Origin of the sequence: Fulvivirga marina, assembly GCF_016775155.1 — a bacterium.
Taxonomy (GTDB): domain Bacteria; phylum Bacteroidota; class Bacteroidia; order Cytophagales; family Cyclobacteriaceae; genus Fulvivirga; species Fulvivirga marina.
In genome coordinates this window covers 66222-87882 of sequence record NZ_JAEUGD010000001.1, presented here as the reverse complement: position 1 = coordinate 87882, position 21661 = coordinate 66222, and the positions used below count along the sequence as shown (strand labels likewise).

16 protein-coding genes are annotated in these 21661 nt (G+C 39.9%); 2 read left to right on the top strand and 14 right to left on the bottom strand.

Annotated elements, in window-relative coordinates; translation table 11 throughout:
• Positions 1 to 2: 2 nt before the first annotated feature.
• The 5 genes from JMN32_RS00420 to JMN32_RS00400 are packed head-to-tail and all read right to left on the bottom strand — an operon-like array spanning position 3 to position 6043.
• Complete coding sequence (locus JMN32_RS00420) at positions 3 to 1439, bottom strand: MBOAT family O-acyltransferase (RefSeq protein ID WP_202854294.1); 1437 nt, start codon at positions 1437 to 1439, stop codon at positions 3 to 5.
• A gap of 13 nt (positions 1440 to 1452) precedes the next feature.
• Positions 1453 to 3858: a GumC family protein gene (locus tag JMN32_RS00415; RefSeq protein ID WP_202854293.1), complete on the bottom strand. Its 2406-nt coding sequence runs from the start codon at positions 3856 to 3858 to the stop codon at positions 1453 to 1455.
• Positions 3858 to 4637 carry a polysaccharide biosynthesis/export family protein gene (locus JMN32_RS00410; RefSeq protein ID WP_202854292.1) on the bottom strand — a complete coding sequence of 260 codons (780 nt, stop codon included), beginning with the start codon at positions 4635 to 4637 and terminating at the stop codon, positions 3858 to 3860. Before JMN32_RS00410 ends, JMN32_RS00415 begins: the two co-directional genes overlap by 1 nt.
• Positions 4638 to 4655: 18 nt before the next feature.
• The gene (gene kdsA / locus JMN32_RS00405; RefSeq protein WP_202854291.1) at positions 4656 to 5492 is read right to left on the bottom strand and encodes a 3-deoxy-8-phosphooctulonate synthase; all 837 of its coding nucleotides are present in this window, start codon (positions 5490 to 5492) and stop codon (positions 4656 to 4658) included.
• Positions 5492 to 6043: a KdsC family phosphatase gene (locus JMN32_RS00400; protein ID WP_202854290.1), complete on the bottom strand. Its 552-nt coding sequence runs from the start codon at positions 6041 to 6043 to the stop codon at positions 5492 to 5494. The genes kdsA and JMN32_RS00400 overlap by 1 nt, the downstream gene beginning before the upstream one ends.
• 142 nt (positions 6044 to 6185) lie before the next feature.
• On the opposite strand from JMN32_RS00400, the gene JMN32_RS00395 reads away from it, so the two are divergent.
• Positions 6186 to 8636, top strand: a complete 2451-nt coding sequence (locus JMN32_RS00395; protein WP_202854289.1) for a penicillin acylase family protein — start codon at positions 6186 to 6188, stop codon at positions 8634 to 8636.
• The gene (locus JMN32_RS00390; protein ID WP_202854288.1) at positions 8636 to 9007 is read left to right on the top strand and encodes a hypothetical protein; all 372 of its coding nucleotides are present in this window, start codon (positions 8636 to 8638) and stop codon (positions 9005 to 9007) included. The genes JMN32_RS00395 and JMN32_RS00390 overlap by 1 nt, the downstream gene beginning before the upstream one ends.
• Before the next feature lie 48 nt (positions 9008 to 9055).
• On the opposite strand, the gene JMN32_RS00385 is transcribed toward JMN32_RS00390, so the two are convergent.
• The 9 genes from JMN32_RS00385 to JMN32_RS00345 form a co-directional block, all read right to left on the bottom strand.
• Complete coding sequence (locus JMN32_RS00385; protein ID WP_202854287.1) at positions 9056 to 10054, bottom strand: phosphotransferase enzyme family protein; 999 nt, start codon at positions 10052 to 10054, stop codon at positions 9056 to 9058.
• Between the two features lie 27 nt (positions 10055 to 10081).
• The gene (locus tag JMN32_RS00380) at positions 10082 to 10612 is read right to left on the bottom strand and encodes a DUF4920 domain-containing protein (protein ID WP_238354289.1); all 531 of its coding nucleotides are present in this window, start codon (positions 10610 to 10612) and stop codon (positions 10082 to 10084) included.
• 175 nt (positions 10613 to 10787) lie between these two features.
• Positions 10788 to 12215 carry a pyridoxal phosphate-dependent decarboxylase family protein gene (locus JMN32_RS00375; protein ID WP_202854286.1) on the bottom strand — a complete coding sequence of 476 codons (1428 nt, stop codon included), beginning with the start codon at positions 12213 to 12215 and terminating at the stop codon, positions 10788 to 10790.
• A gap of 42 nt (positions 12216 to 12257) precedes the next feature.
• Positions 12258 to 13742 (bottom strand): M28 family peptidase, encoded by a 1485-nt coding sequence (locus JMN32_RS00370; protein ID WP_202854285.1) that lies wholly within the window; start codon positions 13740 to 13742, stop codon positions 12258 to 12260.
• Between the two features lie 88 nt (positions 13743 to 13830).
• Entirely contained in the window at positions 13831 to 15300 is a 1470-nt protein-coding gene (locus JMN32_RS00365; RefSeq protein WP_202854284.1) for a sugar porter family MFS transporter, read from the bottom strand.
• 83 nt (positions 15301 to 15383) lie between these two features.
• Complete coding sequence (locus JMN32_RS00360) at positions 15384 to 16211, bottom strand: glycoside hydrolase family 16 protein (protein ID WP_202854283.1); 828 nt, start codon at positions 16209 to 16211, stop codon at positions 15384 to 15386.
• A 3-nt stretch (positions 16212 to 16214) separates the two neighbouring features.
• Positions 16215 to 18497 (bottom strand): glycoside hydrolase family 3 N-terminal domain-containing protein, encoded by a 2283-nt coding sequence (locus JMN32_RS00355; protein WP_317191740.1) that lies wholly within the window; start codon positions 18495 to 18497, stop codon positions 16215 to 16217.
• A 60-nt stretch (positions 18498 to 18557) separates the two neighbouring features.
• On the bottom strand, positions 18558 to 19670 hold the full coding sequence (locus tag JMN32_RS00350; protein WP_202854282.1) for a glycoside hydrolase family 16 protein: 1113 nt from the start codon (positions 19668 to 19670) through the stop codon (positions 18558 to 18560).
• Between the two features lie 67 nt (positions 19671 to 19737).
• The gene (locus JMN32_RS00345) at positions 19738 to 21660 is read right to left on the bottom strand and encodes a PKD domain-containing protein (protein WP_202854281.1); all 1923 of its coding nucleotides are present in this window, start codon (positions 21658 to 21660) and stop codon (positions 19738 to 19740) included.
• Position 21661: the final 1 nt, after the last annotated feature.

The following is a 21661-nucleotide window of genomic DNA, read 5'->3' as shown; positions in this document are numbered from 1 at the left end:
CTCTAAAACTGGAAATAAATGAACTCAGACTCATTAAACATTCCATATAAAAAAATTATTAATACAAATAGATAATAAAAAAGATATCTAATTATTGGTTTGTTAAAACTTTTAATATACTCATCAACCCCTAAATGACGGCCCTGCCATTCTATTATTATCCATATAATAATAAGAAAGATCACATCGGCATCAAGAAGATTATTACTCCCAAATAAATCATTGTGAAATATAGCTCTAATATAATCATAAGCTACTGTTACGCCTTCGGCTCTAAAAAACACCCACGCCAAGCATGTTAAGGCAAACGTATTTGCTATTTGCCAAAGTTCGCTAAAACTGGGCAAAACCTTCTCTTCTGCCACAGTGTTTGTATTCGCCCTGTTTTTCCCCATTAATAACAGGGGAAGAAAATAAACAGCATTCAAAACACCCCAAATAATAAAAGTCCAATTGGCACCGTGCCAAAAACCCGAAATCGCAAATACCACAAAAACATTAAAAACAGCGCGTCCTTTTCCTACCCTACTTCCACCCAGGGGTATGTAAATATAATCTCTAAACCAAGTAGAGAGTGAAATATGCCATCTTCTCCAAAACTCTGCCATATCACGTGAGAAATATGGAGTCCTGAAATTAGTCATCAAATTAAAACCAAAAAGCTTGGCTGTTCCGATAGCTATATCAGAATATCCAGAGAAATCACCATAAATCTGGAAAGCAAAAAAAACTGCACCCAACATCAGTTCCAGACCACTTGCACCTTGATAATTAGCAAATATTTCATTCACAAAGACGGCACAATTATCTGCTATCACCACTTTTTTAAATAGACCCCATAATATCAAGCGAGCACCCTTTGCTCCCTGTTCATAGGTGAAATCATGTTTAACCTTAAATTGTGGCAACAAATTAACAGCTCTTTCAATTGGACCAGCTACTAGTTGAGGAAAGAAACTTACGTAGGCAAAAAAGGCTATCAAATCTTTTTCTACTTTCATTTGTCCTCTATAGACATCAATAGTATAGCTCATGGTCTGAAACGTGTAAAAACTTATACCAACTGGCAGTATAATGTTCAAAGACCAAGGGTTAGCTTGCAGCCCGATCATATACATTAAATCCGCAAAAGATTCGGCAAAGAAATTAAAATATTTAAAAAGGCCAAGAAACCCCAGGTTTGTGCAAATACTCAGCCATAAGAATAACTTCCTTCGAATTTTTGTATTACTTATTTCAATCTGTTGACCTGCAACAAAATCAACCGTTGAACTAAAAGCAATCAATGAAAGAAACCGCCAGTCCCACCATCCATAAAACAGATAACTTATTAGTAAAAGGAAAAAATTTCGTGACTTCAGGTTTTTTTGAAAAACAAACCAATAAAGTAAAAAAACTGTAGGAAGAAAAAGAGCAAACTCTAATGAATTAAACAGCATAAAAATTTATTTACTATCCCTCCTGATAATAACCTCCACCGTTTTTAGCTCCATAGCCATAGCCTAAACCATATCCGTAACCGTAACCGTATCCATACCCATACCCATACCCAGGACCAACCTTTTTAATATCATTAAAAAGTATACTTACATTTTTAATCTTTCCATTTTCATACAGCTCTTGTACGGTTTTGATCGCTTGTTTAGGGGTATAGTTCTGGCGTACCAAGAAAATCATGTGATCGACATACCGAGATAGAATAAAAGCATCCGTGACCAGTCCTATAGGTGGTGTATCTAGAATTATAAAGTCATAGATACTGAGAGCCTGTTTAATAAATAACTTCATATTATCCCCCATTAATAATTCACTTGGATTTGGGGGTACGGGGCCTCCACTAATCAATGATAAATTAGTTACGGGGGTTTGTTGTATAACACTTTGAAGATCTGCCTGGCCAGATAGAAAATTACTAAGCCCTATGTTATTGTTTAAACCAAAATCCCCAAATAGCCGGGGTTTTCTCATATCCGCACCAACAATTAACGTGTTTTTACCACTAAAGGAAAGTACCGTTGCCAAATTGATAGTTGAAAATGTCTTACCTTCACCACTTATTGAGGATGTAATCAAGAAAATTTTCTTATCCTTACCCTCGGTAAAAAAATTAAGATTAGATCGTAGAGCCCTAAAAGACTCTGAAAGCCCTGACTTTGGCTTTTGATAAACAATTAAATTATCATCCTGAGGGTTATGACCAACCCCTCCAATCAATGGGATATTAGTTACTTTTTCAATATCTTCCCTAGACTGAATTTTATCATTCAGCAATTCCATAAAAACAAATAACAGTAATGGTATTATAAGGCCTATAGCGGTCGCTACTGCATAATTTTGTAATGGCTTTGGCGAAATGGCTCCTCCAAATTGATGAGGGGGGTTAACAATTTCAATATCGCTGGTGGTCGAGGCTTTAGAAATACCAGCCTCTGCACGTTTTTGCATAAGAAAAATATATAAGTTTTCACTTAGCGAATAATTACGTTGTAAACGCACCAATCTTCTTTCTGACTCAGGCAGAAGTGCAAGTTGATTTTCCACCAATTTAATTTGGTTAGCCAAGAATTGTTCATTGATTTTTTGAGCACCTAATGAACTTCTTACACTTTCAAATAAGTTACTTTTTATCTTATTGACCTGCTCACGTTTCCTAAAAGTAATCGAAGTAGGTTCTTTGTTAGTATCGGTTTGTAATCGAAGCTCACTCTGAATTTTAACAAGATCGGCAATTAACGCTGTCATGATAGGATCCTCTACGCCCACACTAGAAGGAGGAACAACCTGATCCAGATTATTCTCTTGGGAAAGGTAATCTGTCAAATAATTTAAATAGTTCTTTTTTAATTTAAGTAACCCTAGTTGAGTTTCAAGTTCCTCCACTCTTTGATAAAGCCTCATTGCTTCCCCTTCGAGGTTGGTTATCACATTTTTCTTTTTAAAAGCCTCTACACTTTCCTCGAAATATTTTAAAGAATCTGCAATTTCATTGAGTTGATCATCAATAAAATCAATAGATTTAATTGCAGCTTGATTCTTTTTCCCCAAATCATATTTTTGATATTGCCGTATAAGTTCTCCTAAAAAGTCTAATTCTTTCGAAGGTATGGCACCATTTATTTCAAGATTGATTACCGAAGCTCCTTGTTCTTGCCAAGCGACCCTTAACCTTGAGGAATATTGATTGGCTATTACAGCTGAGTTTGTGAAATTCACTAAATATAATTTACCTATATAACCATCTAGTTTGGCTCCTTTTAATACCGGTAGAACATCGCTATCGTTAATCCTTACGGTATCTCCAAAAGAAAAGCTTTTTAAATCACGCGAAGTTTTACCATCGTTTAGTGGTGTTAGACTAAAATTAGTTTCACTTTGAAGGGTAAACTCCAGAGTACTCGGCCTTATGTTTTTTTCCCCAAGAAGCCTAAACTCTACAGGGAAATCAACATCATAAACTTCTGATGTCTTTATTTCCCCTTCACGTAATAAAGAAGTTGTGAAATTAAGAGAGTCCACTACATTTTGTAATAGTGGAATGGATTTGATAATGTATAGCTCATTATAATAATTCCTATATGGATCAACCAAAGCATTTTTGTAAAGAAGTTGACCTCCAATGTTATTTTCCTGGCTTTCCTTAATAATAATAGATGCCTTCATTGTGTAAATGCTAGTGCTGTATCGATTAATAGAATACGCAATCAATGAAGCAATAAGAAGACTTGTTAATACAATATACCAATACTTTAATGCCCTAAATAAAATACGCTTAAAGTCAATGAGATTACTGCTTTCAGAACGAGATGCCTCAAATTGCATCATATCTCGCTCAAAGGGATATCCTGAATCAGTTGTCATTAATTTGTGATTAAGGTAATGGTTAGTAGCAGAACAGAAAGTGAAGAAACAAAAATGCTTAGATTTTGCCCAAAATACCTTCTGAATGGCCGCTGCTTTAAAGGTGGTACAATAATAATATCGTTTTGATGGGCAAAAAAGTATGTTGAGTTCATAAGACTTTCATCAAGAAGATTGACATAAATAATCTCAGACATTCCATTTCCTTGGCGAATTACTTTCACATTAGAGCGATCAGCTAATTCTCCCAAGCCACCAGCTTGGCCGATGGCTTCCATTATGGTCATCCTATTGTTAAAAGTATTTACTGTACCCTCAGCGTTGACTTCACCGAGCACTGTAACTCTAAAATTCAATAATCTCACTTTTACGGACGGCTGCTCTAAGTAGGCTTCTACCATTTTCTGCAACTTCTCCTGTGTCTCATGCAGAGTAAGTCCGGCAACTTTCACTTTTCCCAACTCAGGAAACCCAACATTACCATCCTTATCGACAAGATACCCTCCCAAGATTTGACTATTAAAATTTCCGCCCCCTACTATCTCCTGATCAGAAAAAATATCAAACTCATCTAAGGTAAGACTTTTAAACCTAACGGAAATTATATCTTCCGGTTGTAACCTATACTCATAATTATCAAGATTATATATGCGAATAACTGTATCTTTTGGAAACTCCTCTTTCAGCTCATTTCCCTTCTGTAAATAAACAATCTTTCTATTCGGTACACACGAAACTCCCAGTACAACAATAAAAAGTAAAAAAATCAAATTTCTCATTTCAAAAAATCACATGTACTAGTTTACAAAACTTTTCCCCAACATCCACACTTCCTTTAACATCTTCAGAAAAGCCTCTATCTCATTTAGAGGAATCATATTTGGGCCGTCGCTTAAAGCCTTAGCCGGGTTGGGGTGCGTTTCAATAAAAAAACCATCCACACCAACTGCCGCGGCTGCCCTACCCAGATAAGGCGCAAATTGCCTTTGCCCCCCTGATGTTCCTCCGGCCCCTCCCGGCTGCTGCACGCTATGAGTAACGTCAAAAACTACAGGAGCGTATTGACGCATAGTGGGAAGTGCTCTCATATCAACCACGAGGTTGTGGTACCCAAAGGACACTCCTCTTTCAGTCAAACAGACGTTTGGATTACCGGCGCCACGTACCTTATCTACGGCGTATTGCATATCTTCCGGTGCCATAAACTGACCTCTCTTTACCTTAACCATTCTACCAGTTTCTGCCGCGGCCAAGAGTAAATCCGTTTGTCGGCATAAAAATGCTGGAATTTGAAGCACATCTGCTACTTCAGCAACTTCTTTGGCTTGGTAAGACTCATGGATATCCGTTACAATTGGAACGTTAAGATCTTTTTTAACTCTTGAAAGTATCTCCAGGCCAGTATCTAATCCTTTGCCCCGATAAGATCCTGACGATGTGCGGTTAGCCTTGTCAAAAGAGGCCTTAAAAACATAATCTATATCCAGTTCCTGACACACCTCTTTTACCTTCGCTCCGGTTTCCATGCATATATCATAGCTTTCCGCAGCGCATGGTCCTGCAAACAGCACAAGTTTATCGCCTCCTAAATATATATTTTCTGCAGCTCTTACTCGTTCTTTAAATGTCTCCATTAATTGTCTATGTAACTTTTAACTATTCCTTCCAACAAGCCTTGAGAAGCCAAAATAAAATCTGCTGTCTCCCGAACAACTCCCTCTCCTCCCTTTTTTTTCGTTACCATGTCGGCATCGTTTTTTACATATTCCAGGGCATCAGAAGGAGCCACTCCTAAACCTGCATATTTAATTAGCTTCAGATCAATGATGTCATCTCCTATGTACGCAATCTGATCATCTGAAAGGTTGTATTTCTCCAGAATCTCACTGTAAACCACAAATTTATCTTTTACATGTTGATAAAAAAAGTCCAGCTTTAACTCTTCGCACCTTCTGGCGACTAACTCAGAGGTTCTTCCAGTTATTGCACCTATGATAAGCTTATTCGCTTTTAAGTGTTTAATGATCTGCCCATCCTTTACATTGAACACCTTTAACTCATCACCACTGTTACTGTAAATAATTCCGCCGTTGGTCAGGACTCCATCTACATCAAAAATGATGGCTTTGATCTTTCTGGCTTTATCGATCTGGGATTGTGTATATTTTTTAAGGATAATTTCCATTATTAAGAATAAACCAGTCAAAGATAAGAGGATTATTTTACGTAAGCCTTAATATTTTCAATGATTTATAATTACTTTAATGGATCAGTAATTTTAATAACAATCACGCTTTACATGAACGCATAAAACTATACTGACATTCATGAAGTTATTCAAATTTTTAATAGTTGTCTGCATAACAGTTTTACTAACCTATACTTTCAATAACCGTTTAGTTGTTCAAGGTACTCCAATACCTCCTTTAGGCAAATTTCTCGACCCTAATCATGGCTTCTGGCAAAATGCTGAACGGGATAGTTTTCCATACCAATCTCAGGTAGAATTGACTGGATTAAATGAACCTGTAGCTGTCAAGTATGACAAAAATGGTGTTCCTCACATTTTTGCCAACAACAATCATGATCTATATGTAGCTCAGGGTTATATTATTGCTCAGCACAGATTATGGCAAATGGAATTCCAAACCCATGCTGCAGCAGGCAGAGTTTCTGAGATCATAGGAGAAAATGGTGTAAACTTTGACCGGATGCAAAGGAGAAAAGGTATGCTTTTGGGGGCGAAAGCTACTTACGAAGCCATGCTTGCTGACGAAGTAACAAATGAAAGTATAGAGGCTTATGCTAACGGTGTAAATCAATATATCCAGTCACTAACCTACAAGGACCTACCTATTGAATACAAACTTTTGGGCTATGAGCCTGAAGAGTGGACGCCTCTAAAGTCAGCCCTTATACTGGAATACATGATCAATAACCTTACGGGCTACGACGATGATTTGGAAAACACTAATGCACTACGACTTTTTGGTAAAGAAACATTTGATTTCCTGTTTCCTGAACATTTACCTGGTATAGATCCGGTTATTCCTACAGATATAAGTGCTTCATGGCCTTTTCAACCCATGGAGACGGAAGCGCCGTTGACGGCACTGCCTTCTGATAAAATCAAGACTTCTTTACCTAAACCTGACCCAGACAATGGAAGTAACAACTGGGCAGTATCAGGCACTAAAACAGCTAGTGGAAATGCTATTCTTGCCAATGATACTCACCTTGGGTTAAATCTTCCCTCCCTTTGGATCATGCTACAATTACATGCGCCTGATGTTAATGTTTATGGGTTCACTTTTACCGGGGCTGCGGGAATCACCATCGGCTTTAATGATTCCATTTCCTGGGGTTTTACAAATGCTCCGCGGGATCTCAGGGATTGGTACAAGATAAAATTTAAAGATGACAGTGCAAATCAATATTGGCACGATGACCAATGGAAAAATACTGAAAAACACATTGAAACCATCTATGTACGAGGAAAAGATCCTTTTTATGATACTATTACCTTCACACATCATGGACCTGTAGTCTACGATAAGAGTTTTGGTGATGAGGATAATCAAAAAAACTATGCTCTACACTGGATTGGACATCAACCTTCCCTGGTTCAAAAAGCTTTGCTAGAACTTAACAGAAGTAGTAACTATAAGGACTATCTGGAGGCTATTGAAAACTGGGATGCCCCTCCCCAAAATATTGTATTCGCCTCAACAAATGGAGATATCGCTTTAAGGGTGCAAGGCCAATTCACTGCAAAATGGAAAGAGCAGGGTAAATTCCTAATGGATGGAAGTGAGCCAAAAAATGAATGGCAGGCGCTCATACCAAAGACGCAAAATCCCTATCAATTTAACCCGGAAAGAGGCTTCGTAAGCTCTGCCAATCAACACTCCGTGGATAGTCTTTATCCTTATTGGGTTTATGATGCATCTTATGAATACTACAGAAATAGGAGTATCAATCAGTTACTTACATCAATGGACAGCATAACCGTACAGGATATGATGGAAATGCAATCCAACAGCTATAGCTTACTCCCACAGGAAACACTTCCTCTAATGCTTGATTCTTTATCTATGGAAGGTTTGAGCAAAGAGGAAAAAGATGTTGTAAATACATTAAAAAAATGGGATTATAATTACTTGGTTGAGCTAAAGGCTCCAAGTTATTTTCAGGCCTGGTGGCATCAGTTGAATGCCTCTATCTGGGATGAATTCTATACAAGTGATTTTGCCCTTGACGCCCCGAATGATTATACCACTACATACATCATTAAAAACTACCCTCAATATAAATTCATTGATGTGGACTCTACCGGTCAAAAGGAATCACTGACTTACCTTATCAACACCTCGTTTAAACAATCCTTAACCAACCTGGAAATATGGAAAGAAAATAACCAGATGGATTATACCTGGGGCAATTACAAAGGCACATTCATACGACACCTTGCAGATTTAGGTGGTAGTTTGGCTGGGTTTAGCCGGTACAATGTGCAAGTCAATGGTGTGGCAGATGCCATTAATTCTACCAAACGTAATCATGGTCCATCCGAAAGGTTTATTGTAGAAATGAGCTCCCCTCCAAAAGCCTGGGGCATTTACCCTGGTGGGCAGTCCGGAAACCCTGGTAGCATATGGTACGACAATATGATTGACCAGTGGCGTGATGGAGAATACATTCCCTTGCTTTTCATGGCCGCAGAGGGCGATAACCAGGAAAAAATACTATTCAACCAAATATTGAAACCAACCGAATAATGAAATTCATCATACAAACCATATTAATTGCTGTACTATGTTACATTACAGGGCAATACCTCCCTTTCTGGTCTTTGACTGCGGTCGCTTTTGTAGTCGCAGTTCTTTTTAAATTAAAACCCACCGCTTCCTTTATGGCAGGATTTTTAGCAGTATTTGCTTTATGGTCATTTTTGGCCTACGGCATTGATGAGGAAACATCATCTCGACTAACCAACCGGGTAGCACAGGTTTTTATGGGGATACCTAACACCACACTCATTTTAATAACTGGTTTTATTGGCGGTTTAATTGGTGGTTTTGGTGCAGCTAGTGGAGCATTATTCATTGATCTTACACAGAAGAAACGGGTGCAGAAATATTACTCGTAATGTTTCGACTAATTAGTCTGTTTTAGAAGGCAACTAGTTTATTTTCCTTTAAAACTTGCAGTAAAAATTTTCCCAGTCCTTCATCCAACCTATCCATTTTTGGAGGTGAGCCATACCAAAGTAAGTATTAGAGAAATCATCAAAGTTTTCATATTGAAAAGCAAGGTAGAAATTCCAGAACATAATACCCAGGTAAGGGATAGCTTCAAGCTCCTCCTCTGATATATATCTTAACTCTCTATAACCCGTAACTGCAGTTCGAAATGCAGTGTCTGCCTCTTTTTTGTCCATCCCTTTCATCACAATGTGGAAGAAGTAATGAACCTGAAAGGTCATGAGGTCATTGACAAGATAGCCCTTCCCACAAAAGTCATAATCAAAAACTGTAAGATTATTCCCCTCATCAAAATGAAAATTCTTAGGTAGATAGTCATAGTGGCAATATCCATAGCCAAACGATTTAGTATCGAACCCTTCCAGTTTTCGTATTACTTTTTCAGAAATACCATTCAAATAATCGTATCCTTCCGTGAAGTTTTCAAAAGCCGGTTTTAAAACTTTAAGAGGTTTATGTACGGTAGTCTCTACATTGTAAACCTTTCGGTTATATTCAAGGTCCAGCCCAGACGTAATATTATGATTATAAGCTATTTCCTTACCTATGATTTTAAGTTGTTCATCAGTAAAATCATAGTATACCTTTCCAGGGGCAAATGAAAATAATACACCATATCGTATACCCTCGGCTGCCACAAACTCCTGAATTTGCCTGCCATATAAGTCCTTCAAGGGGTAAGACACTTTGGCATCTTTACCTTTAAGCACATTGAGCAATTCAACCTCTCCATTTATCTCTTCGAGAGTACGGTGTGCTCCTCTATAAATTTTAAGAATAAATTTTTCCTGTTTATTGCTAATCAAATAGGTATCACTAACACCTCTCAACAGGAAGTTGCAGGAAGTTTCTCCCAACCCATAGTGCTCCTTCACAAAGTCGTTTAATGCAGAAGATGATAAGGTTGAGTATTGGGTTGGGAAAATCTTCATTATACTTAAAACTGTATGGTTTTAAACTTATTCTGCGTCCTTAATAATTACCCCTGACGCCACAAAAGTAATCTCATCTTTAGGTTCAGTGATGGCTGCAATTTCTTCTGCTGACTTACCGGCATCCTTTGCAAAATGCTTAAGTGTTTCCACATCAGTAGTCACTTTCTTGGCATAACCTTCCATAACTACGGTTTTTCCTTCCGCTCCTTCTTTAGGAACAAAAAATCCATAATCTTTGAATGTTACTCTCATCTTATCCTCGCCAGGGACTTCTACATTCATCCAGCAGCCCTTCATTTTGCAAGTCGCCAATATCTCACTGGTAACTTTAACTTGCATTGAATCAACACCCTCCATTTTGGTTAACAATTCTTCTGCTGAGATGGCACCTTCTTCATGAATCTCTTCTCCGTAGTTGCCAGCCACGACTAACTCTTCTGCAACAGCTACTTCCTCTTGTGGTTGTGGTTGTTCTTGTTCATTCTGTTGATTTTGATTTCCGCTACAAGCTGCCATTAAAAGGCAAACCGAAGCCACTCCTAATACTTTTTTCATTTTTCTTTCTCTTTTTAATTCCTTGTGCCCCAAAAATAGAAGAAAATGTGAATATAAAGGCCTCAAACAAGTGCAAGACATAAATTTTGGCTCAGAAACCTAAATAGGTCTCCATAAAATGACAAAGCCATCAGATACTTGATGGCTCCTACTTAATAAAGTACCTAATAAATTTTTAAATAGTTTTGCTCTTGATTTTCGCTGCAATTTCCTGGATTGTACTCCACGAAGACAACACATCCTCTTCTGTAACATTGGTTTGCCCCGCCACCAACCTCAAAACCATATTATCCCCAATTTTAGTATGTGTCAAGTACATTTTTCCTGATTCATTCAACAAATCAATTAGCTGTTTATTAATCCTGTTTAATTCATCAATTCCGGTTACTCCTTCTGGCTTATACCGAAAGCAAACAAGATTTAAAGAGGTTGATAGTTCCTCAAAATCACTATGTTCCCTGATTTTTGCAGAAAGATTCTCAGCGATTCTAATATGGTTTCTTAATACACTTTTTATTCCCTCTACACCAAAGCTTCTAATAACAAACCATAGCTTCAAACTCCTAAACCGTCTACCTAATTGGATACCCCAATCACGATAATCCTTAACTGTACCGGTAGTATTGGTTTTAAGGTATTCAGGGAGAATACTAAATGTTTTAATCAAAGCCTGTTCATCCTTTACAAAGTAAGCTGAACAATCAAAGTTAGTCATAAGCCATTTGTGAGGATTAAATACAAAGCTATCCGCCTTTTCTATGCCTTCAATCATCCAACGATACTCTTCAAGTATCAACGCTGAGCCTGCATATGCTGCATCAACATGTAACCATACACCATATTGCTCACACACTTCAGCCATATCAGAAAGTGGGTCAATTGCAGCGGTTCCTGTACTTCCAATGGCAGCAACCACTGCCAAAGGCTGATACCCTTTTTTAATGTCCTCTTCAATAGCCTGCTTTAATAACTTCGGGTTTAAAGACATTTTTTCATCTACACCAATCTTCACGAGATTACTCTTCCCCATACCCATGATCTTCACTGCCTTTTCAACGGAAGAGTGTACCTCTGTTGAGCAATAAACCCTCATGGGGCTGAAATTAAAAAGCCCATCGCTATTTGGTTGATAATTAGAAAGTTTTTCTCTTGCAGTAATTAATGCGCAAAGTGTAGCAGTTGATGCCGTATCCTGGATCACCCCACTAAATGAGGAAGGCAAGCCAAGCATATCTCTAAGCCAGACCATTACTTTCTCTTCCAGCTCTGCTGCCGCGGGAGATGTGTCCCATATCATGCACTGGGAGCCCAAAGCTGAAGCTAACATATCTCCAAGTAATGAAGGGAAGCTTGTATTAGCAGGAAAATAGGCATAGAAGTTAGGACTTTGCCAATGCGTAATACCTGGCATGATTATCTCCCTAAAATCTTCAAAGATATGGTCCATCGACTCCCCTCTTTCCGGCGCTTTATCTGCTATTTGTTCAAATACTTCCCCTGGTTTTACCTGCGACTTTACAGGGTAATCACGGACATTTTCATAGTAGGATGCAATCCAATCGACCATGGCATGGCCATGTTTTTTAAACTCTTCTATATTCATTTGCTGGTTACTGATTTTAATTGACTGACAACAGGATATAGGCTACTGCTCTTTGTATAGGTTCTGCCCTGCCTCATAATACTTATCCCCCTCAACCCACACTGGAGTATTTCCATCATTGGCTATTCTTCTGCAAGAAAGCACATAGGCTCTAAAAAACTTCAACAAGTAATCATAGTCCAGAGTCTCCGGGTTATCTGTTACCTGATGGTAGTACTTAAACAACTCAGCATCAAAAGAAGTGAACCCCAGACTAAAGGTTGGTGCAGGAATCCCTTTGGCAGCAAAATGAACGTTATCGGAGCGATCAAAAAGATTCTGCTCGGGGGCAGGGTCATCTATAGCTTTGAGTCCTGCTTCGGCACATGCATCCTTAATGTTCTGAGCAGCGGTGGTTCGTTCCAACCCCACTATAGTTGCTTTTGTGGTATCGTTATAAGAAGCATTGTCGCTATTGAAACAATAGACTGATTGCTCAAGTGGTACCAACGGATGATCTACATACCATTTACTACCCAAAAGCCCCTTCTCTTCTGCTGTAAATAATATAAACAGTGCAGATCTTTTAGTTGGATATTTGGCTATATTTTCAGCAGCGCTTAAAACGGTAACAACACCCACCGCATTATCACGGGCACCATTATATATTGAATCCATTTCCGCATTAGGTTTGCCAACCCCTACATGATCATAATGTGCTGAATAAATTATATATTCATTTTTGAGTTCCGGATCGGTACCTTCAACGATCCCTACTACATTACGAGACATTAACCTATCGTTATTAATGCCTTTAATTAGCAGTTTGGTTGACAGCTCTTCTCCTTTCCTTTTATTCTGAAAAATGTCCTTATCTGTATTTACCCAAAGATGTACAGGGCCTCCTGCGGGTTCCTTCTTATCCATCAACGCCATCTTATTGTGGCTAAGATACCCTTTCACAGAGTTCCAATATTGCTCATCATAATCATGAATTTCTATGAGAGCAACAGCTCCAGCTGCCTGAGCCAGGCCGCGCTTTTGCAACGAAAGTTTAAACAGGCTTCCCTGATCCACCTGGTCAGGTGCTCCGGCCTTAGCTAATATGATCTTCCCTTTGACTTCTACCCCTTCGTAGTCATCGGACATACCGTAGTTAAGGTAAATAGCACGAGCATCCTTTTCAATATTCTCCCCATGGAAAATAGCTATTTGCTGATTAGCAAAGTTCTCTTCCTCAACTGAGACCTTCACCTTACCCGGTAGTGAAGTCTGCTTCAACACTACTTCCTGAAAGTAGCCGTTATCTGCCCCTGGAACCGGTTTAACACCATGCTTTTTAAACTCAGCGGCTATATATTCAGCAGCTTTATCAATTCCGGGTGTCCCTACCTCTCGGCCTTTTAGCTCATCAGAAGCCAAATAAAAAATATGGGATTTAATATCTTCTGTTTTAACGGTCGCCTTTACTTTCTCCAGATCAGGAGATTGTGCCATAGATGAAAGGCACATCAATAAAGCAGACAGGAATAAAATGACTTTTTTCATACTGGTTATTTTAGGTCCGTTTAAAGTTAGGAGAAATCCCGGCATTTCATAAACAAGATTTCTCCTAACGGTTAATAACCATAATTAATTAGGACATGAACTCCTCTTCTACCACTATGGAATCTACAGGATCCGCATCCACCATCCATAGGCCATCCATTTCCTCCAATGTTTTTCCTTTAGTTTCCGGAATCATTTTCCAGGTAAATAATATAGTAACTATACAAAGAGTTGCAAAGATAAAGTATGGTAAAGCTCCATTAAACACTTCTTCATTCAAACCACTACCGTTAATAACTGGAAATGTATTAGCCACAATAGCATTAAACAACCATTGCGCCGCAACCGCGATAGACATAGCTGCACTTCTAACCTTGTTAGGGAATATCTCTGACAATAAGACCCAGGTAACAGGCCCCATAGAAAGCGCAAAAGACCCAATAAAAGTCAGCATACCAATAAGAGATACTAAGCCCAATTGATTCAGATAGATAGATACACCTAAAGTTCCGATCCCCAGGAACATACCAATTGTCCCCATAATCAATAGAGGCTTTCTACCCCATTTATCAACCTGATAAATAGCTACAAATGTAAACAGCAGGTTCACTCCCCCCAGAAGGATCTGCTGCTTCAGAGCATCCTCAGGTCCATATCCCAAAGCATTGCTAAATATCTCGGCACCATAATAAAGAATAGCATTAATACCAGTGACTTGCTGAAGAATAGAAAGGGTTATACCGATAATAAGCACTACCCGCATGCTCTTGGAGAATACGGATACCTTCTCTACCTGGGTTTCCTTGTGCAGAGATTCCTTGATCTCACGATACTCACGTTCCGCCTCGCTTGAAGAGGTGGTAACTTTGGCAAGAACTTTCTTAGCTTCTTCTTCTCTACCCTTCATCATCAGCCAACGAGGAGAATGAGGAACAAAGAATAACAAAATAAAAAAGGCAAGTGCTGGTATCAATTCAGACCAGAACATAACCCTCCATCCTGTTTTAACATTATAATCATGCAATGCTTCAAGTTCTCCCGGGCTAAGTACAGAGTTATCACCCCCTCCGATAAAGTATGTTGCCAAAAACACGACAAAAAAGCCAATAACAATGGCCAACTGGTAATAGGAAACAAGCTTTCCCCGTTCTTTGGGTGGGGCCACCTCCGCAATATACATTGGGGCTGTCATGGAAGCGATACCTACACCTATTCCACCAATAATTCTAAAGATCGATAACACAGTAAGTGACTCAGGAACACCAGAACCCCATGCAGAAACTGCAAACAGGAACCCTGAAAAAATTAATGAGTATTTACGGCTGAATTTTGAGCTTAAAAAGCCTGCCATAAGAGCACCAACAAGACACCCATACAAGGCACTGCTCACTGCCCACCCCTGCTCTCCTTCTGTAAAAGAAAAATACTCTGTAAAATAAAGTTGTGAACCTCCGATCACTCCGGTATCGTATCCAAACAAAAGGCCACCCAGGGTAGCCACTACAGTAATTCCGAGAATAAACCTTTTGGAGTTTCCCGTACTTTCGATTTCATTCATGCTAATAATGTTTCTTTTGGTTAGTTGATTTCAAACGTTTGCAATAATTTTTGAGAGGAATATGAAGTTGATTAAATGTGTACTCATCTGTGGTTGATGAGTTTTTTTTGTGTCGCATAATTCGCTTCATAAACCCGAATATAATCAATTTCCAGTCTTTGAGGCCATATTTTTTCATCTATTCCATATTTCCCTCCCCAGTCTCCACCTACTGCCAGGTTAAATATAATATGGAACTGTTGATCAAAAGGCCACGCCTCTTTCCCCTCTCCATCATTCTCGATGGTATAATATTTTTCACCATCTACAAACCAACTAATATACTCAGGCCCCCAGTCAATAGCATAGGTATGAAAATCCTTATGCAGGCTTTTAATGTAAATACTGTCAGACTTTTGAGTCCCTATACGGTGGTTGTATTTTTTGGTATGAATTGTTCCATATACCATCCCCTGGTTATACCCAACATGCTCCATAATGTCTATTTCACCATCCATAGGCCAGTCGAGCGACCTCTCCAACGTAGGAAGCATCCAAATGGCCGGCCATGTGCCCTTACCATGAGGTAGTTTCGCACGGATTTCAATATAACCATACTGCCAATCGCCCTTGCCGGTACTTACTACTTTGGAAGAAGTATACTTATAAGGTTTACCTTCTACAGCATGGGCTTCAATAATTAATCGTCCGTCAGCGACCCTTACATTATTGGGACTATCGATATAATATTGCAATTCATTATTACCCCAACCACAAACATGAGGACAACCATCCCCTAACTCGAAACCCCATTTGGTAGAATCAGGTACTCCTTCATAATTAAACTCATCGCTCCAAACCAATCGCCGTTCCTGCGACTCAGCCAATATTGACAGACTCAGCAGTAACACAGTTAATATCAGATTCTTCATAGCTTAATTTTTCAGATAAAATCCGGTCTGCTTTACTCGCTCTGAACTCGATCCTATAAACAAGTGAAAAGCTCCTGGCTCTGCTTTATGAGTCATATCAATAGTATAGAAGGCTAGGTCATCTGAAGTAATTTCAAACTCAACCTCTTTTGTCTCTCCGTTCTTAATCATCACCTTCGTAAAACCTTTCAATTCTTTTACCGGCCTTGTCACGCTGCCCACCAGGTCCCGAACGTATAGCTGAACCACTTCCTCTCCATCGTATGGCCCCTTATTGGTAACTTTTACAGAAGCTTTTAATGTTTGGTCAAAACCAATAGTATCTGCACTTAACCTGATATCTGAATATTCGAAAGTAGAATAGCTTAAGCCATGCCCAAAGGGGTACAATGGAGTGTTTTGCACATCTCTATATTTGGATTTATAAACTCGCTCACTTTTAGGCTCAGAGTAATCTCCATCATAAGGTCTCCCTGTATTTTTATGGTTATAATAAATTGGTACTTGCCCTACATTGCGGGGAAATGTGACCGGTAACTTACCCGCAGGGTTATAATCACCAAAAAGGACATCGGCAATAGCATGGCCTGATTCCGATCCCAAGGTCCACACTTCAAGGATAGATGCTACATTTTCATCCAGCCAGCTTAAGTCCAGCGCACGGCCACTCATCACCACGGCTACCACTGGCTTCCCTGTTGCTACAACTGCCTTCATTAGGTCTAGTTGTATCCCGGGAAGCTGAATATTTGAACGTGAACCTGCTTCTCCATTCATAACTGCACTTTCTCCAACTGCCATAATTACGACATCAGCAGAACGAGCCGCTGATACAGCACGAGCTATTTTATCTTTACTATCATCATAAAGATCACAGCCTTCTTCATATACCACTTCTGTATTTGGACTTGCGACATTTTTGATACCTTGCAAAAAAGTGACTGGATGCTGCGCTTCACCAAAAAATGACCATGTACCGTTCATATCTGCTTGATTATTTGCCAGGGGACCAATAACAGCTATGGTGCCTGTCTCTTTATTTAACGGAAGCAAGTGATCTTCATTTTTAAGTAATACAATAGATCTTTTGGCTACGTCTCGGGCAACATCCAAATGTTGTTTTGCCCTGATCTCCTGCGACTCTCTGGCGGTATCACTATACCTGTATGGGTCATCGAAAAGTCCAAGATCAAACTTTAGCTTGAGTACATTCCTGACTGCTTCATCCAGATGTTTTTCCTCAAACTTTCCTTCTTCTATTAATCGGGGTATCTCTTCAAGATAGGCATCCCCCATCATATCCATATCTACTCCGGCTTTTAAGGCCATGGATGCAGCTTCTGCAATATTTTCAACATTACCATGTGCTACCATTTCATTGATAGACTGCCAATCGGACACTACCATACCCTTAAAACCCCATTCTCCTCTCAGGATATCACGTAGCAAAAACTCATTACCAGAAGCGGGTACACCATTTAATTCATTAAAAGAGGTCATGATTGTGGCCGCACCTGCATCAATACCAGCTTTGTAGGGAGGTAGATAGGTTTCGCGCAGCGACCTTTCCGACATGTCTACCGTATTGTAGTCGCGGCCGCCTTCGGGCGCACCATAAGCGGCAAAATGTTTAACACAGGCAGCCATTGTTTTGGCCTCTGAAAGAGACTCCCCCTGGAACCCTCGAACCCTGGCCATAGCCACCTGAGAGCCAAGGTACGGATCTTCACCTGCACCTTCGGCCATCCTTCCCCATCTGGGATCACGGCTTATGTCAACCATGGGTGCGAAATTGAATGTAATACCGGCAGCAGTAGATTCAATAGCAGCCACCCTTTCAGCTTTTTCAATAGCCTGCATATCCCAACTGGCAGCAGAGGCTAAGGGGATCGGAAACACCGTCTTAAACCCATGAATCACATCTGCACCAAAAAGCAACGGAATCCCTAAGCGTGACTCTTCCACTGCGATTTGCTGCAGACGCCTGGTATAAGCAGCTCCATGCACATTGAAAAGCCCTGTCAGCTCACCTTGTTTGATCAAATCATTAAACTTGTCTGATTCAGTTGTTCTTACTGTAGGCCCCGTATTGAAAAGGTCCCCAACATAGAAATTTAATTGTCCTACCTTCTCATCAACTGTCATTTGAGCAATGAGCTTTTCTATCTTGTCATTTTTAGGCCCCTTACCACCTGAAGCAACCTGTTCCGCAGGTTCCTGGGTAGAACACCCCAAAAAGGACGTAATTGTTGACGTAAATATTAATGCGTATAATGTTCTTTTCACTTATTAAAATGTTTTCGCCAGCTCATGAGATGTTCACGCCGACCTTAATGAATATTTTATTTATTGTGTTTGAAAGACTCTGACATAGTCTACTATCATCTTCTGCGGAAATATGGTATTGGCATCAGGACTACCGGGCCAGTTACCTCCAACAGCTACATTAAATATAAAAAAGAAATCATTCTGGAATTCGCTCAACTCTGTGGGAGTAGTATCTACCACATTGAACTGCACATCATCAACATACCAAGTGATAGAGGTAGCATCCCAAACTATAGAGAATACATGAAATTCATCTGCAAAAATTCCCGAACTCAGCGTATAGTGATCTCCATAATTAGCATTACGACCTGCGTTATCCCAGTGCACAGTTCCATGTACGGTATTATCTCTCCCTGTTGCACTTCCACCGATTAGCTCCATAATATCAATTTCACCACATGCTGGCCACCCTACCGAATTGAAGTTTGATCCCAACATCCACAAGGCTGGCCAGATACCCTGCCCCTGAGGCAATGCAGCCCTGATATCAATTCTTCCATACTTAAACGTTTGTTTGCCTGACGTTATAATTCTTGAAGATGTATAATCCCTGCCTCCAAAGCTTTCTTCTTTAGCTGTTATGATCAGGTATCCATCCCGCACCTCTGTATTTTCTTCTTTATAGTACTGCAATTCATTATTACCCCAGCCGTTGCTTCCGGTTCCAATTTCATGGGTCCAGTCTCCGCTAATCGATGTTCCGCCGAACTCGTCCTGCCAGACTAAGTTCATACCTGCATAGCTCTCTGGTGTGGTATACCCCTCTGAAGGAATATCTGAAGGTGTAGTATCTCCCTCCAGCTTGATGGTTACTTTCTTCTCCGCACTTACATACTGACTGGTAGTAGCATGTGCCAAAACATTTACCGTATAAGTTCCTGATTCCGTATATTTAAAAGCAGCTTTTCCATCATTTGAGACCGTTGCTTCTTCATCAGGTATTCCAAAATAATAACTGTAAAAATTCACATTGTCCGCGGTGGCTGTAAAAACTACAGAACCCGGATCACTTTTATCTACCTGAAGCTCAAACTGCAGATTTGAGGGTAAGATTAAGACCTCTGAAGGATCATCATCCCCACATCCGCAAAAGGTCATCAAAAAAATTACAATCGTTAATATTTGCTTCATTATATGATTAAGATTTGTAGAGTTTTAAAGTTTCTCAGAGCCATATCACCCTGAGAAACTTTAGTATTTATTCAGCCACCAGCACAAAGCTCCAGAAAGCACTTCCATCACCGGCAATGTCTATAGTAATTGAAAGAGTCTCTGTAGTGCCATTGTTTACATAGCTTAGTACTTCATAAACAACTGAAGCGTCTGTTGTAGGTGGTGCAGCACTGTACTCGCCTCCATTATAAGCTTTTGGCAATGCAATAAAGGCACCGGTACCCGTCACCGTTATGTATGCAGGGTCCGTTTCCGTTGCCGGAGTGAGTGAAAATATATGTGTACCTGAAGCCCATGGTTCAGCATCGGTACCTATTAGATTGCTTTCATTTTGACAACCATCTGATAGCCCCATATACGACTCTCCATAAATATCTCCCTGAGCATCATATTCATATACACTACCTGTCTTAAAAATAAACAGGTCATTAAACAGACAAGGTCTGTCTCCGGAAATATCCGCTCCATTAGGGAACCAGGCATCACTCCCTTTATTAGGACCAACACCAAAGGCTCCCGCAGCAGGCTTAAGCCTCCATATTTTAGATGAACCTCCAGTTAGAGCCTCCTCTGTCAATACAGCTTCCTCCGCCGACTGTCTGATATCATCAATGTAGAATGTCCCCCCATTATTGTTATCAAAATCGAGGAATATGGCAATTTTATCATAGGTATTAGAGGCAGTGCCTGAAAAATCAAAAATGAGTTCTTCCCATTCATTAACCTTTGTAACATCCGCAAACACTTCAACAGGGGTAGCCGAACCATCAACGGACTCAAGTTTAAAAAGTGCTTTTCCTGCAACCGGAGAGTAAACTTTGTATTTGATCAGGTTAAGTGTAGAAAAGTCAATTTTGGCATCCAGTGCTGTTTCTATTCCAGCCCAGTTGCCATCAGTACCTTTTACATACTCTCCTACCTTGGCACTGGTGTTGATGCCTGAAGCATCTGGGTTATCAATAACCTGATAGGTGGATCCGCCAAAACCATTAAACGGAGGCAGTGCGCCTTCAAAGTCAACAGGCAGGGAGGAAACAGCTGGTGGTGGCGGTGGCGGAGCCGTGAAACCTTCAGGTACCAGTCGTTGATACCATGCTAACTCTGGGTTTTCAGTATCTTCATAACGAATAAAAAGTTCATTTTCTTCCAGGCTGACGATCTGATAGTTGTATGTTCCTGTAAAATACCCAATAAAGCCTCCATTTTTAATATTGATTACCTGATTACCATCTGTATCTTCACTAACCGACCATGTCAGGTTATCAGGCGCGGTATATGGTGCTGTATAATCTCCGGCATTTTCAAATGCACCCGGAAAATTACCTGCCTGCAATGTATTTATAAAAACATCTCCGTCAGTCTTCTGCGCAAAGCTAAAGCCATCAAGCTTGAATGTAAACTTGTCGTTGTATAAGCCTGCACCAGCCTTCTCATTAATTCCCGCAGCATACCAGTTAGGGTAATCACCTACGGCAGGATCAGAAGGGTTCGGTCCAACACCAAAGTGGGCTGATCTGGTTGCATCGATTACCCATGTTTTCCCATCCACTGCATCAGCACCACCGGTTAACATATTGTAAACAGGTATGTCCAGCAAAAGTGGATTAGTTTCAGCAATTTCTACAGTTGTACTGGACGAGATACTTCCTCCTGAAGTATATACTGTCAGAGTAACTTCATAAGTCCCCTTCAGAGGAAAAATACCGGTAACATCATCGCCCTTGGCTCCACTTCCATTGCCAAAATCCCATACTTTCAAAAAAGCTGAAGAGGCATTTTTAAAATGTATAATATTTGCATTTTCGGCATTCGCTGTCATGCTAATGACAGCATCTTCTGCTGTTGGTGGTGGGCCTAATTCAAGATCCTCCTCACCATATGGATCACAAGCTGTAACCAATATCAAAAGTGCCAGTATCCATTTAAAATTTATAATTAAGGTCTTCATA

What these genes read in the sequence shown, in the direction of transcription:
- JMN32_RS00420 (WP_202854294.1), bottom strand. Translation starts at nt 1,439, where the DNA reads ATGCTGTTTAATTCATTAGAGTTTGCTCTTTTTCTTCCTACAGTTTTT.
- JMN32_RS00415 (WP_202854293.1), bottom strand. Translation starts at nt 3,858, where the DNA reads ATGACAACTGATTCAGGATATCCCTTTGAGCGAGATATGATGCAATTT.
- JMN32_RS00410 (WP_202854292.1), bottom strand. Translation starts at nt 4,637, where the DNA reads ATGAGAAATTTGATTTTTTTACTTTTTATTGTTGTACTGGGAGTTTCG.
- kdsA (WP_202854291.1), bottom strand. Translation starts at nt 5,492, where the DNA reads ATGGAGACATTTAAAGAACGAGTAAGAGCTGCAGAAAATATATATTTA.
- JMN32_RS00400 (WP_202854290.1), bottom strand. Translation starts at nt 6,043, where the DNA reads ATGGAAATTATCCTTAAAAAATATACACAATCCCAGATCGATAAAGCC.
- JMN32_RS00395 (WP_202854289.1), top strand. Translation starts at nt 6,186, where the DNA reads ATGAAGTTATTCAAATTTTTAATAGTTGTCTGCATAACAGTTTTACTA.
- JMN32_RS00390 (WP_202854288.1), top strand. Translation starts at nt 8,636, where the DNA reads ATGAAATTCATCATACAAACCATATTAATTGCTGTACTATGTTACATT.
- JMN32_RS00385 (WP_202854287.1), bottom strand. Translation starts at nt 10,054, where the DNA reads ATGAAGATTTTCCCAACCCAATACTCAACCTTATCATCTTCTGCATTA.
- JMN32_RS00380 (WP_238354289.1), bottom strand. Translation starts at nt 10,612, where the DNA reads ATGAAAAAAGTATTAGGAGTGGCTTCGGTTTGCCTTTTAATGGCAGCT.
- JMN32_RS00375 (WP_202854286.1), bottom strand. Translation starts at nt 12,215, where the DNA reads ATGAATATAGAAGAGTTTAAAAAACATGGCCATGCCATGGTCGATTGG.
- JMN32_RS00370 (WP_202854285.1), bottom strand. Translation starts at nt 13,742, where the DNA reads ATGAAAAAAGTCATTTTATTCCTGTCTGCTTTATTGATGTGCCTTTCA.
- JMN32_RS00365 (WP_202854284.1), bottom strand. Translation starts at nt 15,300, where the DNA reads ATGAATGAAATCGAAAGTACGGGAAACTCCAAAAGGTTTATTCTCGGA.
- JMN32_RS00360 (WP_202854283.1), bottom strand. Translation starts at nt 16,211, where the DNA reads ATGAAGAATCTGATATTAACTGTGTTACTGCTGAGTCTGTCAATATTG.
- JMN32_RS00350 (WP_202854282.1), bottom strand. Translation starts at nt 19,670, where the DNA reads ATGAAGCAAATATTAACGATTGTAATTTTTTTGATGACCTTTTGCGGA.
- JMN32_RS00345 (WP_202854281.1), bottom strand. Translation starts at nt 21,660, where the DNA reads ATGAAGACCTTAATTATAAATTTTAAATGGATACTGGCACTTTTGATA.